The organism is Spirillospora sp. NPDC052242 (assembly GCF_040679555.1).
In the GTDB taxonomy this organism is placed as follows: domain Bacteria; phylum Actinomycetota; class Actinomycetes; order Streptosporangiales; family Streptosporangiaceae; genus Spirillospora.
On record NZ_JBFAUZ010000012.1, the window covers coordinates 98,666 to 112,212 of the forward strand.

Genomic DNA, 13,547 nt, shown 5'->3' on the forward strand with positions numbered 1-13,547 from the left:
GGCGATCGGAACTCCCGGCGACATCCGTGCTGACACCCATTTCCGGGCGAGTCAGGCCCCGGACGTTCGGGCGGTGGCGGTGACCGCGACCCGGTCGCCGTTGCCCGCGTCGCGCAGCACGGCCCGGGCGACGCCGCGCCGCAGGTCCGCGGTGGCGACGACGGGCCCGACGCGGGCGGCCTGCAGGTAGCGCAGCGCGAGCGACCCCACGGTGCCGCCGGGGGCCAGGGACAGCACGGCCTCCTCCGCGGCGAGGGCCAGCAGCCCGCCGTGGACGGTGTTCGAGGAGTTGAGGCCCTCCTCGGACCGGGGCAGGAGCACCGTGCCCGGCTCCCGCCGCACGCACCCCGCCCGCTCGGCCAGCGGCATCTCCAGCCGTCCCGCCGGCGCCGGCATGTCGACGCTCAGCCGCTCCGGCAGCCGGACCGCCGGATCGGGCGCGATCATGAACGAGGCGGCGCCGAAGCCGAGGGGCGCGCCGCCGGCGGCGAACTCGACCTCGGCGACGAAGATCGACCGTCCGGCCTTCACGACCCGGGCGGCGCCGCGCACGTCGCCCGAGGCGGGCGCCGGACCGTACAGGTGGACGTCGAGCTCGATGGTGACCGGGACGCGCGGGGCCATCGTGCGCGCGGCGAGCAGCCCGGTCAGGTGGTCGGTCCACGCCGCCAGGACGGACGTCCGCAGGTGCGCGGTCCCCGGCACGTGCAGGTGCGGCGTGACGGCCCCGGTGCCGTGCAGCTCCTCGCCGTGCGACCGCACCGCGAGGCCGAACTCGGTGAGGATCCGGCTCCGGCCGTGCCAGGCCGCCTGTGCCCGTCCCATGCACCCTCCGTGAAAGCGTGATTCTCCTCTTAGAAAATCATATTTTCACGGGCGGGCGATCACCGCGCCCCGGATTCGCGCACCGGCTCGGCGGCCCAGCTGGCCAGCAGCCGGAGCCGGTCCTCGGAATCGCTGCCGGGCTCCCCGCTGTAGACGACGAGGGTCAGGTTGTCGGCGGGCAGATCCAGCGACTCGTAGGTGAGCCGCAGCTCCCCGACGACCGGATGGTGGAAGGGCTTCGCGCCGATGTGGTGCTGCCGCACGTCGTGGCGGGCCCAGCGGGCCCGGAAGTCGTCGCTGCGCGTGGACAGCTCGCCCACCAGCTCCGTCAGCTCCTTGTCGAAGGGATCGCGACCGGCCTCCGCCTGCAGCAGCGCGACGGTGTCGTCCGCCGCGCGGTCCCAGTCGCCCCAGAATTCGCGGGACCGCGCGTCGAGGAAGATGAACCGCGCATGGTTCGGGACGGCGCCCCGCGCCGCCTCGATCATGGGCGCGTAGAGCGCGCGTCCCGGCGCGTTGGCGGCGAGGATGTCGCCCCGGCCGTTCATGACGATGGCCGGGTCCGTCATGCCGTCCAGCATCCGCTGCACCGTTGGCCGGACCCGCTGCGGCGCCGACCGCCGCCGGCGGCGCGGCCCCGGACCGGCGGCCCGGGCCAGGTCGTCCAGATGGGTGCGCTCCTCCTCGTCGAGCCGGAGCGCCCGGGCCAGCGCGTCCAGCACATGGTCGGACACCCCGGACAGATCACCGCGTTCCAGCCGGGAGTAGTACTCCACGCTCACCCCGGCCAGCTGCGCGACCTCCGCCCGGCGCAGACCCGGCACCCGGCGGGCGCCGTACGAGGGCAGCCCCGCCTCCTGCGGGGTGATCCGGCCCCGCCGGGAGGTCAGGAACTCACGGACTTGGCTGCGCTGATCCACGCCTCCAGGCTAAGCGCCCGGTTTCACCGAAAGGGTGCCCTGCCAGTACACCTGTCGGCAGTGCCTTCTCCCATCCCGCCCCGGAACGTTCCATGGGAGTCGACCCCGAAACGACAAAGGAGCTTCACCTTGCGCGTTCACGCCTATGCCGCACCGGCCGCCGGCCGGCCGCTGGCCCCGACGACCATCGAGCGGCGTGACGTCGGCCCGAACGACGTGCTCATCGAGATCTACTACGCAGGCATCTGCCATTCCGACATCCACACGGTCAACGGCGACTGGGGCGCCCAGCCGTTCCCCGTCGTCCCCGGCCACGAGATCGTCGGCGTCGTCGCCGCGACCGGCGCCGACGTCACCCGGCACGCGGTCGGCGACCGCGTCGGCGTCGGCTGCATGGTCGGCTCCTGCGGCGCGTGCGCCAACTGCCGCAACGGCGACGAGCAGTACTGCGTCGAGGGCATGATCCCCACCTACGCGGGCACCGACCGGGACGGCACCACCACCCAGGGCGGCTACAGCACGCACGTCGTCGTCGACGCCGACTACGTCCTGTCGGTCCCCGACGGCATCGACCCGGCCGCCGCGGCCCCCCTCCTGTGCGCCGGCATCACCACCTACTCGCCGCTGCGCCGCTGGGGAGCCGGCCCGGGCCGCCGCGTCGCCGTCGTCGGCCTCGGCGGCCTCGGCCACATGGCCGTCAAGCTCGCCCACGCCATGGGCGCCGAGGTCACCGTCCTCTCGCAGTCGCTGAAGAAGCGGGAGGACGGCCTCCGCCTGGGCGCCGACCACTACCACGCCACCTCCGACCCCGGCACCTTCGAGCGGCTCGCGGACCGGTTCGACCTCATCGTCAACACCGTCAGCGCGCCCATCGACGTCGACGCCCACCTCCGCCTCCTCGCGGTCGACGGCACCCTCGTCAACGTCGGCGCCCCCGCCGAGCCGCTGAACGTCAACGTGTTCAGCCTGCTCAACGGCCGCCGCTCCTACGCCGGCTCCATGATCGGCGGCATCGCCGAAACCCAGCAGATGCTCGACTTCTGCGCCGAGCACGGCATCGGCGCCGACATCGAACTCATCTCCGCGGACCGCATCAACGAGGCCTACGAGCGGGTCCTGGCCTCGGACGTCCGCTACCGCTTCGTCATCGACACCAAGACCCTCGGCTGACCCGCGACCCGTCCGGGCGTCCGCGGTCGGAGGTTCGCTCCGCCGCGGACGCCCCGCCGTCCGGAAAGCGGTGATCGAGAAGTGAGACCCGAGGTGCTTGCCTTCGTCGCGGACGGACCGCTCCCGGACTGGGACGCCGACGAAGCGGAGATCGGCCGGCGCGGCGAGCGGCTGGAAGCGATCGCCCCCCGACGCCGGCGAATGGCACCGGACTCTCTGGCTTCGCGCGGTCAACGGCGGGCTCGTCGAAGATCCGGACGAGCACGACTTGTGAGCCGTCCCGGGAAGCGTCGTCTCCTCCTCGGGTAGGACGCGGGCCGCCGCGCTTGTGCGTTCGCAGCAGCGGCAAGTGCGGACGCGTGCACGACGACGAAAGGCCTCCCGCCGAAGAGCCTGGAAAGGTACCTCGGCTTCCTTCCAGATGTGGAGACCTTCCCCGTGCCTGCATTCCTCTACCGGCTGGGCCGCACGGCCTTCGAGCGGCGCTGGTACGCCGTCGTCGTGTGGCTGGCGATCCTGGGCGCCGCGGGTGTCGGCGCCGCCACCGCACCGGCCGCGACCGATGACGGGTTCGCGATGCCGGGCATCGAGTCCCAGCGGGCCTTCGATTTGGTGGAGCAGCGTTTCCCGGGCGCCGACCGCGACGCGGCCGACGCCCGGATCGTGTTCGTCGCGCCCGAGGGGCAGCGGGTCACCGCGGCAGACAACCGCGGCGCCATCGACGGCGCCCTCGCCGAGGCGGCGCGCGGCCCGCAGGTCGCGAGCGTCGTGTCCCCCTTCGCGGCCGGTGCGGTCAGCGACGACGGCACCACCGCCTACGCGACCGTCGGCTTCGACGCCGCGGCCGGCGACCTCACCGATGCCGGCAAGGAGGCGTTGGAGAGCGCGATCGACCGGGTGCGGGACGCCGGCCTGACGGTGGAGGTCGGCGGCACCGCGCTCGCGACGCAGCCCGCCGCAGGGGGCGCGGCCGAGGGGGTCGGCGTGCTCATCGCCGCCGTCGTGCTGCTGGTGACCTTCGGTTCGCTGGCCGCCGCCGGGCTCCCGCTGCTCACCGCGGTCCTCGGCGTCGGGATCAGCATGGCGTCCATCCTCGCGCTGGGCGGCGCGTTCGGCCTGTCCGTGACGACCGGGACGCTGGCGACGATGCTCGGCCTCGCGGTCGGCATCGACTACGCGATGTTCGTCGTCTCCCGGTACCGCGAGGAACGCGCGCGGGGGAGCGCGCCCGCGGAGGCGGCGGGCCTGGCCGCGGGGACGGCGGGTTCGGCGGTCGTGTTCGCCGGGCTGACGGTCGTCATCGCGCTGGCCGGTCTGTCGGTGGTCGGCGTGCCGATGCTGACCAAGATGGGGCTGGCCGCGGCGGGGGCGGTCGCCGTCGCCGTCCTCATCGCGCTGACCCTGATCCCGGCGCTGCTGGGGTTCTTCCCGGACGCCGTCCTCGGCCGGAGCGTCCGGAAGGGGACGGCGAAGGAGAACGGGCGCGCCGACGGCGTGGGCGTCCGGTGGGCGCGGCTGGTCCTGCGGCGGCCCGTGCTCGTCCTGCTCGCCGGTGTCGCCTTCCTCGGAGTGCTCGCGGTACCGGCGACGCAGCTGCAGCTGGGCATGCCCGGCGACGAGGCCAAGCCCGTCTCCACGACGGAGCGCCGGGCCTACGACGCGCTCGCCGCGGGTTTCGGGGCGGGGTTCAACGGCCCGCTGACCGTCGTCGTCGACGCCCGGGACGCCGCGGACCCGAAGGCGGCCGTGAGCCGGGTCGCCGCGGAGATCGGCGGGACGAGCGGGGTCGTCTCGGTGTCGCCCGCCCGGTTCGACCCCGCGGGCGACACCGCGCTGCTGTCGGCCGTGCCGGCCACCGGCCCCGCCGACGAGTCCACGAAGGAACTCGTGCACACCCTCCGCGAGGCGCGGGCACCGGTCGAGGCCGCCACCGGGGCGACGTACGAGATCACCGGTAGCACCGCGGTGAACATCGACGTCGCCCAGAAGATCCAGGACGCGCTGATCCCCTACCTCGCCGTCATCGTGGGGCTGGCGTTCGTCCTGCTGCTGGTGGTGTTCCGGTCCGTGCTGGTGCCGATCAAGGCGGCGCTGGGCTTCCTGCTGTCGGTGCTGGCGGCGTTCGGGTCGGTCGTGGCGGTCTTCCAGTTCGGGTGGGGCGCGGAGCCGCTCGGCGTGGAGCAGCCGGGGCCGATCATGAGCCTGATGCCGATCTTCCTGGTCGGCATCGTGTTCGGGCTCGCGATGGACTACGAGGTCTTCCTCGTCACCCGCATGCGCGAGGCGTACGTGCACGGCGACGGGCCCGGGGAGGCCGTCGTCGGCGGTTTCCGGCACAGCGCCCGGGTCGTGGTCGCCGCCGCCCTCATCATGATCGGGGTGTTCGCGGGCTTCGCCGGCTCCGCCGAGACCATGATCAAGATGATCGGGTTCGGGCTGGCGGGCGCGGTGCTGTTCGACGCGTTCGTCGTGCGCATGGCGATCGTCCCCGCCGTCCTGGCCCTGCTCGGCGACCGCGCCTGGTGGCTGCCGCGGTGGCTGGACCGTGTGCTGCCCCGCATCGACGTGGAGGGAGAATCCCTCCGCCGCGGTCCGGGCGCCGGGGAAGCCGGGGCCCGCGCCCCGGAAGCCGTCCGCCTGTAGCCATTACCCTGAGTGACGAGGGCCGTCCGTGCTCGGCGCGGACGGCCCTCACCGACCGTGGGAGCCCCGCCGTGGGACGGCGAGGACCGGGCACGCCCACCGGGAGAACCGATGATCGACACCTGGCAGCGCCGGACGATGGAGCATCCGCGCGTCATCGACGCCATGACGGCCGTGGCGGCCTTCGGCCTGTTCCTTCTGGGATGCGAGTTGACGGTGTCCGGCTCGCACGAACCGGACACGGGGGTCGGGCTGCGGGTGATCCTGGCGGCCGTGTCCTGCGTGGCCCTGCTGTGGCAGCGCACCCGCCCGCGCGCCGTCGTCGTCGCGACCGCCGTCTGCGCGGGCGCCGCGAGCGGGCTCGGCTACCTGCTCACCCCGCTGATCCTCGCACCGGTGATGCTCGCGCTGTTCCAGCTCGCGCTGCGGACCGACCGCAGGACGACCCGCCTGTTCACCCTCGCCGTCCTGATCCAGGTGGTGATCACGGCGGTGTTCGCCGACACCGGCCACCCGCTGGCGTACCGGACGATCGCGCCCGCCGCGTGGGTGCTGCTGCCCGTGGTCGGCGGCAGCGCGGTCCGGCTGCGCAACGCCTACCTCGACGAGGTGCGGGCCCGCGCCGAGCACGCGAGCGCACCCGGGAGGAGGAGGCGCGGCACCGGGTCGCCGAAGAGCGGGTGCGCATCGCCCGGGAACTGCACGACGTGGTCGCCCACCACCTGGCCCTGGCCAACGCCCAGGCGGGGACGGCCGCGCACCTCGCCCGCAACGGCCCCGAGCAGATCCGCGGCATCCTCACCGACCTGTCGGGCACGACGTCCTCGGCGCTGCGCGAGCTGAAGGCGACCGTGGGCCTGCTGCGCCGGGCGGACGACACGGCGGACGGCACGGAGGCGCCGTCACTCGAACCCGCGCCCGGCCTCGCCCGGCTCGACGAACTCACCGCGGCATGCGGCGCGGCCGGTCTCGCGGTCGACGTCGTCGTCGAGGGCGAGCCGCGTCCGCTGTCGGCGGGCGTCGACCTGACGGCGTTCCGCATCGTCCAGGAAGCCCTCACCAACGTCACCAAGCACGCCGCCGCCGCGACGGCGCGGGTGCGGCTCGCCTACGGCACCGACCGGCTCGCCATCACCGTCACCGACGACGGCACCGGCGCCGCCCCGACCTCGCCGGGACGCGGTTTCGGCCTCATCGGCATGCGGGAGCGCGCCGGCTCCGTCGGCGGCGACGTCCGCACCGGGAACCGTCCCGAAGGCGGCTTCGAGGTGGCCGCGACCCTGCCGCTGCACGTCCGCGACCCGGAGAACACCCGATGACGATCCGTGTACTGCTCGCCGACGACCAGGCCCTCCTGCGCGCCACCTTCCGCATCCTGATCGACTCCTGCCCGGACATGGAGGTGGTCGGCGAGGCGGGCGACGGCGCGCGCGCCGCCGAACTCGCCCGCGAGCACCGGCCGGACATCGTCGTCATGGACATCCGCATGCCCGGCACCGACGGGCTCGCCGCGACCACCGAGATCTGCGCCGACCCGGGCCTGTCCGGCACCCGGGTCCTCATCCTGACCACCTTCGAGACCGACGAGTACGTGGCGCGGGCGCTGCGCGCCGGTGCCAGCGGCTTCCTCGGCAAGGACGTCAGCGCCGACGCGCTCCTGGAGGGCATCCGGACGGTCGCCGCCGGGGACGCGCTCCTGTCGCCCGCCGCCGTCCGCGCGCTGGTCGCCCGCTTCCTCGCCGCACCGGCGCGCGACGACCGCCTGGGCGCGCCCGAGCAACTGGCCGAACTCACCGCCCGCGAACGGGAGGTGATGGCCCTCGCCGCGCAGGGGCTCTCCAACGCCGAGATCGCCGACGCCCTCGTGATCAGCCCGTTCACCGTGCGGAGCCACGTCCACCGGGCCATGGTGAAACTGGACGCGCGCGACCGCGCCCAGCTCGTCGTCATCGCCTACCAGACCGGCCTCGTGCGCCCGGCGCCTCCCCAAAGCGGGAGCTGACGGGCGCGGACGGTGCCGTCGGCGCCGGGGAAGCCGAGGTGGGACGGCGTGTTTTCCAGGCGCAGCGGGACGGTCTCGGCGAGCCGGCCGCACGGACCGGCGCGGCCGAGCAGCAAGTCGGCGATCGCGGCGCCGCCGGCCTGCCGGGAACCAACATCACCGCTGTTCCGCCGAGGGTCATCGGCCGTGCGTCCACTCTGCGCCGACGAAATGCGGCGACTCCGCCGCCGCTCCCTCTTCGAGCAGATTCAGGAAGTGCTTGACGACCGGTGCCTGGGGGCGTCGCGGGTCGAACAGGACGCCGATCGGGCGGGTCGGTTCGGGGTCGACGAGCCGCCGCCGTTCGAGATGGGCGAACTCGATGAGCGGAAGGACGAGCCCGGGGACGGCCGACACCCCGAGCCCCGCCGCGGCGAGGCCCGCGACGGCGGCGATGTTGCGGGCCTCGGTCACCGGGCCGAGCCGCACCTCGGCCTCGCGCAGTGCCCGGTCGGTGAAGGTGCGGACGCTGCTGGCCGGGTCGAAGGCGATGAACGGTTCGTCCTCCAGCTCCGTCCAGGGAAGCCCGCCGGGGTCGGCCCCGAAGCGGTGGTCGCGGGGGAAGACGCAGAAGAAGTGGTCGACGGCGATCTGGCGGAAACCGAGCCCGTCGTGCGGGCCGGTCAGCACGGTGACCGCCAGATCGACGTGGCCGCCCTGCACTCGGTCGAGCACCTGGTCCAGCAGTCCGTCCTCGATCTGGACGCGCACGTCGGGGTGATCGCGGCGGAACCGGGACACGATCGCGGGCAGCAGGGTCGCGGCCAGCGAGGGGAGGGCCGCGATCCGGACCAAGCCGCGGGTGCCGGCGAGGAAGCCGGCGAAGTGGCCGATCCCGCGGTCGAACTCCGCCACCACCCGTCCGGCGACCTGGGCGAACTCCTCGCCCGCGGGGGTCAGCAGCACCCGCCGCGTGGTGCGTTCGAAGAGCACGACGCCGACGCGGCGCTCCACCTCGGCGACCGTCCGGCTCAGCGACGACTGGGCGAGCCGCATCCGCTCGCCCGCGGCGGTGAAACTGCCCTCCCGCGCGACGGCGAGGACGATGCGCAGTTGCTGGATCGTCAGGTCCATGCGCTCTCCGCATCAATGTATGCGCGATCGATGTTGGACGAACAAGAGTGTCGGACCTCACACTCGTCGGCAACCCCGGAAAGGAGGTGGGCACATGGTGGCCGCGCTTGGGTTCGTCACCATCGGGCTGTTCCTCGCCCTGACCCTCACCAGGAAGGTGTCGGTGCTGCTCGCGCTCGTGCTGGTGCCGATCGCGACCGCGCTGGCCGGCGGGTTCGGCGGCGACCTCGGCGGCATGATCGCCGACGGGATGGTCAAGGTCGCCCCGGTGGCCATCATGATCACCTTCGCGGTGCTGTACTTCAGCCTGATGATCGACAGCGGGCTGTTCGACCCGGCGATCCGCCGGGTGCTGCGCTGGGCCGCGGGCGACCCGATGAAGATCACCGTGGGGACGGCGGTGCTGACGCTGCTGGTGGCCCTCGACGGGGACGGCGCGTCCACGTTCCTCATCACGGTCTCCGCGCTGCTGCCCATCTACAAGCGGCTCGGCATGCGGCCGGTGGTCCTGACCGGCGTGGTCTGCCTGGGCGCCGGGGTGATGAACCTCGTGCCCTGGGGCGGCCCGACCGCCCGCGCGATGGCCGCGCTCAAGCTGGACGGCTCCGACATCTTCCTGCCCGTCCTGCCCGCCATGATCGCCGGGATCGCGTGGGTGCTGCTCGCGGCCTACCTCATCGGACGCCGGGAACGCGCCCGGCTGGCCGAGCAGGGCGAGGCGCTGCCCGCCCCGGAGACGGTCGCGGAACCGGACGCCGCCCCGCGAACGGCGCGCGTCCTCCTCTGGTTCAACCTGCTGCTGACCGTCGCGCTGATCGCGGCGCTGGTCGCCCAGCTGATGCCGCTCGAGGTGCTGTTCGCCGTCGCGTTCACCGTCGCCCTCGCCGTCAACCGGCCGACGTGGCCGCGACAGCAGGAACTGCTGGAGAAGCACGGGGCCAACGTCATCCTGGTCACCGCGATGATCTTCGCGGCGGGCGTCTTCACCGGCATCCTGGGCGGCACCGGAATGATCACCGAGATGGCGCGCGCCATCGTGTCGGTCGTCCCGGACGGCGCCGGCGGCGTCCTGCCGACCGCGACCGCCGTCACGAGCATGCCGCTCAGCCTGGTGTTCACCCCGGACGCCTACTACTACGGCGTCATGCCGGTCGTCGCCGAGACCACCGCCGGGCTGGGCGGCGACCCCGCCGAGATCGGCCGGGCGGCGATCCTGGGCCAGATGACCACCGGGTTCCCGCTCAGCCCGCTGACCGCGTCCACGTTCATCCTCCTCGGGATGGCCAAGGTCGAGTTCGGCGCCCACCAGCGGTTCATCTTCGGCTGGGCCTTCGGCACCACGCTCGTCATGACCGCGGTCGCCCTGCTCACCGGCGCCATCTGACCATCGACCATCGGGGCTCCCATGACCACGACCACCACGTCCGTGCGGATCGGCTGCGGCGCCGGGTTCGCCGGCGACCGCATCGAGCCCGCCGCCGACCTGCTCGACCGCGGCGACCTCGACGTCCTCGTCCTGGAATGCCTGGCCGAACGGACCATCGCGCTCGGCCACCGCCGCAGGCTGAAGGACCCCGACCAGGGCTACGAGCCGCGCCTGCGCGCCCGGCTGTCGGCACTGCTGCCCCACGCGCGGCGCGTGCCGATCGTCAGCAATATGGGCGCGGCCAACCCCACCGCCGCGGGCGAGGCCACCCGAGCCCTGGCCCGCGAACTCGGCCTGGAACTACGGATCGCCGTGGTCACCGGCGACGACGTGCTCGACCGCATCGACCTGACCGCCCCCGCCCTCGAGGACGGCAGACCCCTGCAGGACCACGGCCCCGTCATCTCCGCCAACGCCTACCTGGGCGCCGACGCGCTCATGCCCGCCCTCGCCGCCGGAGCCGACGTCATCCTCACCGGCCGGGTCGCCGACCCGTCCCTGTTCCTCGCACCCCTCGCCCACCGCCTGGGCTGGAACCTGGACGACCCGCCCCGCGTCGCCGCCGGGACCATGGTCGGCCACCTGCTGGAATGCGCCGGCCACCTCACCGGCGGCTACTTCGCCGACCCCGGCCGCAAGGACGTCCCCGGGCTCGCCGACCTCGGCTTCCCCTTCGCCGACGTCGACACCGCCGGGACCGCCACCATCGGCAAGCTCCCCGGCACCGGCGGCCTGATCTCCCGCGCCACCGTCCGCGAACAACTGCTGTACGAGATCACCGACCCCGCCGCCTACCTGACCCCCGACGTCGTCCTCGACCTGCGGGGCGTCACCGTCGAGGACGTCCGCCCGGACGTCGTGCGGGTGCGCGGGGCCGCGGGCCGTCCCCGCCCCGGCACGCTCAAGGTGAGCGTCGGCTACCAGGCCGGCCACCGCGCCGAAGCGGAGATCTCCTACGCGGGCCCGAACGCCCGGCGCCGCGCCGAACTCGCCGGCGAGATCGTGGCGACCCGGCTCGGACGGGCCGGGGTGCACCCGCGCACCGGCGTCATCGGCACCCCCGACGAGGAATGCCGCCTGCGCGTCGCGGCCATCACCCCCACGCCCGAGCGCGCCGACGACGTCTGCCACGAGGTCGAAGCCCTCTACACCAACGGCCCCGCCGGAGGCGGCGGCGTCCGCACCCGAACCGACGAGGTCATCGGCATCGTCTCGACCTTGCTACCCCGCGAAGCCGTCACCCCCGCCACGCACTACCTGGAGGTCCCCGGTGCGCACGAAACTGCATGACATCGCGCACGCCCGCGCGGGCGACAAGGGCGACACCTCGACCATCTCGGTCTTCCCCTACCGCGACGAGCACTACGCCGACCTGGTCAGAGAACTGACGGCCGAAGCGGTGCGCCGCCACCTCGGCACCCGCGGCGAAGTGGTGCGCCACGAACTCCCGAACCTGCACGCCCTGCACTTCGTGTGCCGCCAGTCCCTGGAAGGCGGCGTCACGACGTCCCTCGCACTGGACACCCACGGCAAAACCCTCAGCTCCCACCTCCTGTCCCTGGAGATCGAAGTAAGCGACTGACCCCTCGAAGACACCACAAGACCGACGCGGACACCCGGCAAGACGTACAAGGCCGCCCGAAGGCCGCCGCTTCCTGGTCAACGACTACCCCAAGGGCAAGCGCTACCGCCGCCTCAAGCTGAGCCCCAGATCGTCGCCAAGCTCAAGCCGCCGACCCAAGCCGCCCAGGCTCGAACTCGTCGACCCCGAGTCCCTCACCTTCGAAGCCTTCAATGGCCGCGCCTACACCCACGGCACGATCACGGCCTACAACCTCGGCAAGTGCAAGTGCGACCACTGCCGAGCCGCTTACGCCGCCTACCGCGCCAAGCGTCGCGCCCAAGGCAAGGACAGCCCCCGCAACCCCCGCGTCGTCGACGACGACCCGCACATCCCCGCCGGCTGGTTCCGCACACACTGCTGGCACCCGGCCCGAGAAGCAGCCGACCTTGGATGGTCATGTAGCGGCAATCGATCACCGTCTATCACCGTCTATGCCCAGGGCCCGCGTCCGCCTCCTGGCAGACGGCAACGGCGGCTCCGTGCCACAAGCACGAGGCGACCCTCAAGGCCAAGGTCCAGCGATGGCGCGGAGCCGCTCATAGCCTCGGGGAGGCGTGCCGAATGTACTCTGACTAAGGACGCGTCCCCACTCGACCGGAGGCAGCAGGAGCCATGCCAGCGATGACTCTCCCATTGCCCTCCGGCGACACCTGGACTCGGGCAGACTACGAGGCGCTACCCGAAGACCTCCCAGTACGTGTGAGCCTCATCCACGGAGAACTCGTCGTGAGTCCACGGCCCCGCCCGATCCACCAGCGCATCGCGCGGCGTCTGGCGACCCGTCTCGAAGACGCGGCCCCTGACGCCTGGCAGGTCGACACGGACGTGGATGTACTGCTGGACGACGACGAGACGGAGCCGGTCGAGATCGCCCCCGACATCGTCGTCTACTCGGTCGAACACGATCCATACGAACGTCCGATCCACGCAGAGTCGGTCACCCTCGTCGCCGAGGTGGTGTCACCGTCGACCAAGAGCAAGGACCGCCGGATGCAACCGGCCCTGTACGCAGGAGCCGGGATCCGGCACTACTGGCGGGTGGAGACCGACCAGACCGAACCGGCGTTCGCGATCTACACCTACGAGTTGGACGACGCCACCGGCGGATATGTAGCGACCGGCGTCCACCACGACCGCATCACCGCGACGCTGCCCTTCGCCCTCGACATCGATCTCAAAGCCGTCTGCGAACGCTGACCTCACCTGGATCGGCACCCGTCATGTGATCTTCGCCTGCGGGACGGGCCGGTAAGTAGCGCAGGGACGAACTGGACTTCCATCCACAACGCGCCGTCCTCGGTGCAGTCCAACCGCAGCGTCACGTCGCCGGCCTTCTCGGACGCGTAGCGCAGGGCCTCGGTGACCGGCTAGCAGGCCATTAGGCACGGCACGAAGTCGTCCATATCGCGAAGGTTTCCAGATGAACCGGGATGCCGCTCTGGCGTGCTCGATCCCAGTGACAAATGGGTCACGAATGATCTTGAAAGGGGCCCTCAAGATCGCCCTGCAGGGCTCTGACCTGGGGAGGTATGAGAGCGGGCGACGGGAATCGAACCCGCGTAGCCAGTTTGGAAGACTGGGGCTCTACCATTGAGCTACGCCCGCGCGGCGCCGGGAGGGCCTGGGCGGTCCTTGTGCGCCATCCGTAGCGTACAGGGTTTCGGGTGCGGTCGTGGTCGCCGGGCGGCGGGCGGGGGCGATCGGCACTAGACTTCGGGCAGCACCCGCGCTCGCGCGTCGGTGTGCGGGCTGTAGCGCAGCTTGGTAGCGCACTGGCTTTGGGTGCCAGGGGTCGTGGGTTCGAATCCCGCCAGCCCGACCATC

At 72.6% G+C, this 13,547-nt stretch carries 12 protein-coding genes and 2 tRNA genes; 10 read left to right on the forward strand and 4 right to left on the reverse strand.

What is annotated here, in order from left to right; genetic code table 11:
* Positions 1-51: 51 nt before the first annotated feature.
* Complete coding sequence (locus AB0L25_RS12525) at positions 52-825, reverse strand: PaaI family thioesterase (protein WP_500171376.1); 774 nt, start codon at positions 823-825, stop codon at positions 52-54.
* Between the two features lie 59 nt (positions 826-884).
* Positions 885-1,745, reverse strand: a complete 861-nt coding sequence (locus AB0L25_RS12530; protein ID WP_500171378.1) for a helix-turn-helix domain-containing protein — start codon at positions 1,743-1,745, stop codon at positions 885-887.
* 129 nt (positions 1,746-1,874) lie between these two features.
* Between AB0L25_RS12530 and AB0L25_RS12535 the strand changes: the two genes are divergently transcribed.
* The 5 genes from AB0L25_RS12535 to AB0L25_RS12555 all read left to right on the forward strand — a co-directional run bounded on the left by AB0L25_RS12535 (position 1,875) and on the right by AB0L25_RS12555 (position 7,560).
* Positions 1,875-2,915 carry an NAD(P)-dependent alcohol dehydrogenase gene (locus tag AB0L25_RS12535; RefSeq protein ID WP_500171380.1) on the forward strand — a complete coding sequence of 347 codons (1,041 nt, stop codon included), beginning with the start codon at positions 1,875-1,877 and terminating at the stop codon, positions 2,913-2,915.
* Positions 2,916-3,353: 438 nt separating this feature from the next.
* Positions 3,354-5,558 carry an MMPL family transporter gene (locus AB0L25_RS12540; protein WP_500171381.1) on the forward strand — a complete coding sequence of 735 codons (2,205 nt, stop codon included), beginning with the start codon at positions 3,354-3,356 and terminating at the stop codon, positions 5,556-5,558.
* Positions 5,559-5,669: 111 nt separating this feature from the next.
* Complete coding sequence (locus AB0L25_RS12545) at positions 5,670-6,401, forward strand: hypothetical protein (RefSeq protein ID WP_500171383.1); 732 nt, start codon at positions 5,670-5,672, stop codon at positions 6,399-6,401.
* Positions 6,287-6,877: a sensor histidine kinase gene (locus tag AB0L25_RS12550; protein WP_500171484.1), complete on the forward strand. Its 591-nt coding sequence runs from the start codon at positions 6,287-6,289 to the stop codon at positions 6,875-6,877. The genes AB0L25_RS12545 and AB0L25_RS12550 overlap by 115 nt, the downstream gene beginning before the upstream one ends.
* Positions 6,874-7,560: a response regulator gene (locus tag AB0L25_RS12555; RefSeq protein ID WP_500171385.1), complete on the forward strand. Its 687-nt coding sequence runs from the start codon at positions 6,874-6,876 to the stop codon at positions 7,558-7,560. The genes AB0L25_RS12550 and AB0L25_RS12555 overlap by 4 nt, the downstream gene beginning before the upstream one ends.
* 177 nt (positions 7,561-7,737) lie before the next feature.
* On the opposite strand, the gene AB0L25_RS12560 is transcribed toward AB0L25_RS12555, so the two are convergent.
* Positions 7,738-8,673 (reverse strand): LysR family transcriptional regulator, encoded by a 936-nt coding sequence (locus AB0L25_RS12560; RefSeq protein WP_500171387.1) that lies wholly within the window; start codon positions 8,671-8,673, stop codon positions 7,738-7,740.
* A 94-nt stretch (positions 8,674-8,767) separates the two neighbouring features.
* On the opposite strand from AB0L25_RS12560, the gene AB0L25_RS12565 reads away from it, so the two are divergent.
* From AB0L25_RS12565 to AB0L25_RS12580, 4 genes are all read left to right on the forward strand, one after another.
* A complete protein-coding gene (locus AB0L25_RS12565; protein WP_500171389.1) occupies positions 8,768-10,057 on the forward strand; it encodes a CitMHS family transporter in 1,290 nt (429 codons plus the stop codon).
* A gap of 21 nt (positions 10,058-10,078) precedes the next feature.
* On the forward strand, positions 10,079-11,389 hold the full coding sequence (locus AB0L25_RS12570; protein WP_500171391.1) for an acyclic terpene utilization AtuA family protein: 1,311 nt from the start codon (positions 10,079-10,081) through the stop codon (positions 11,387-11,389).
* Positions 11,370-11,681: an AtuA-related protein gene (locus AB0L25_RS12575; RefSeq protein WP_500171392.1), complete on the forward strand. Its 312-nt coding sequence runs from the start codon at positions 11,370-11,372 to the stop codon at positions 11,679-11,681. The genes AB0L25_RS12570 and AB0L25_RS12575 overlap by 20 nt, the downstream gene beginning before the upstream one ends.
* Before the next feature lie 663 nt (positions 11,682-12,344).
* A complete protein-coding gene (locus tag AB0L25_RS12580) occupies positions 12,345-12,920 on the forward strand; it encodes a Uma2 family endonuclease (protein WP_500171486.1) in 576 nt (191 codons plus the stop codon).
* 337 nt (positions 12,921-13,257) lie between these two features.
* Here AB0L25_RS12580 and AB0L25_RS12585 read toward each other — a convergent pair.
* Positions 13,258-13,328, reverse strand: a tRNA-Gly gene (locus tag AB0L25_RS12585).
* Positions 13,329-13,468: 140 nt separating this feature from the next.
* Here AB0L25_RS12585 and AB0L25_RS12590 point away from each other — a divergent pair.
* Positions 13,469-13,545 (forward strand) — tRNA-Pro (locus tag AB0L25_RS12590).
* Positions 13,546-13,547: the final 2 nt, after the last annotated feature.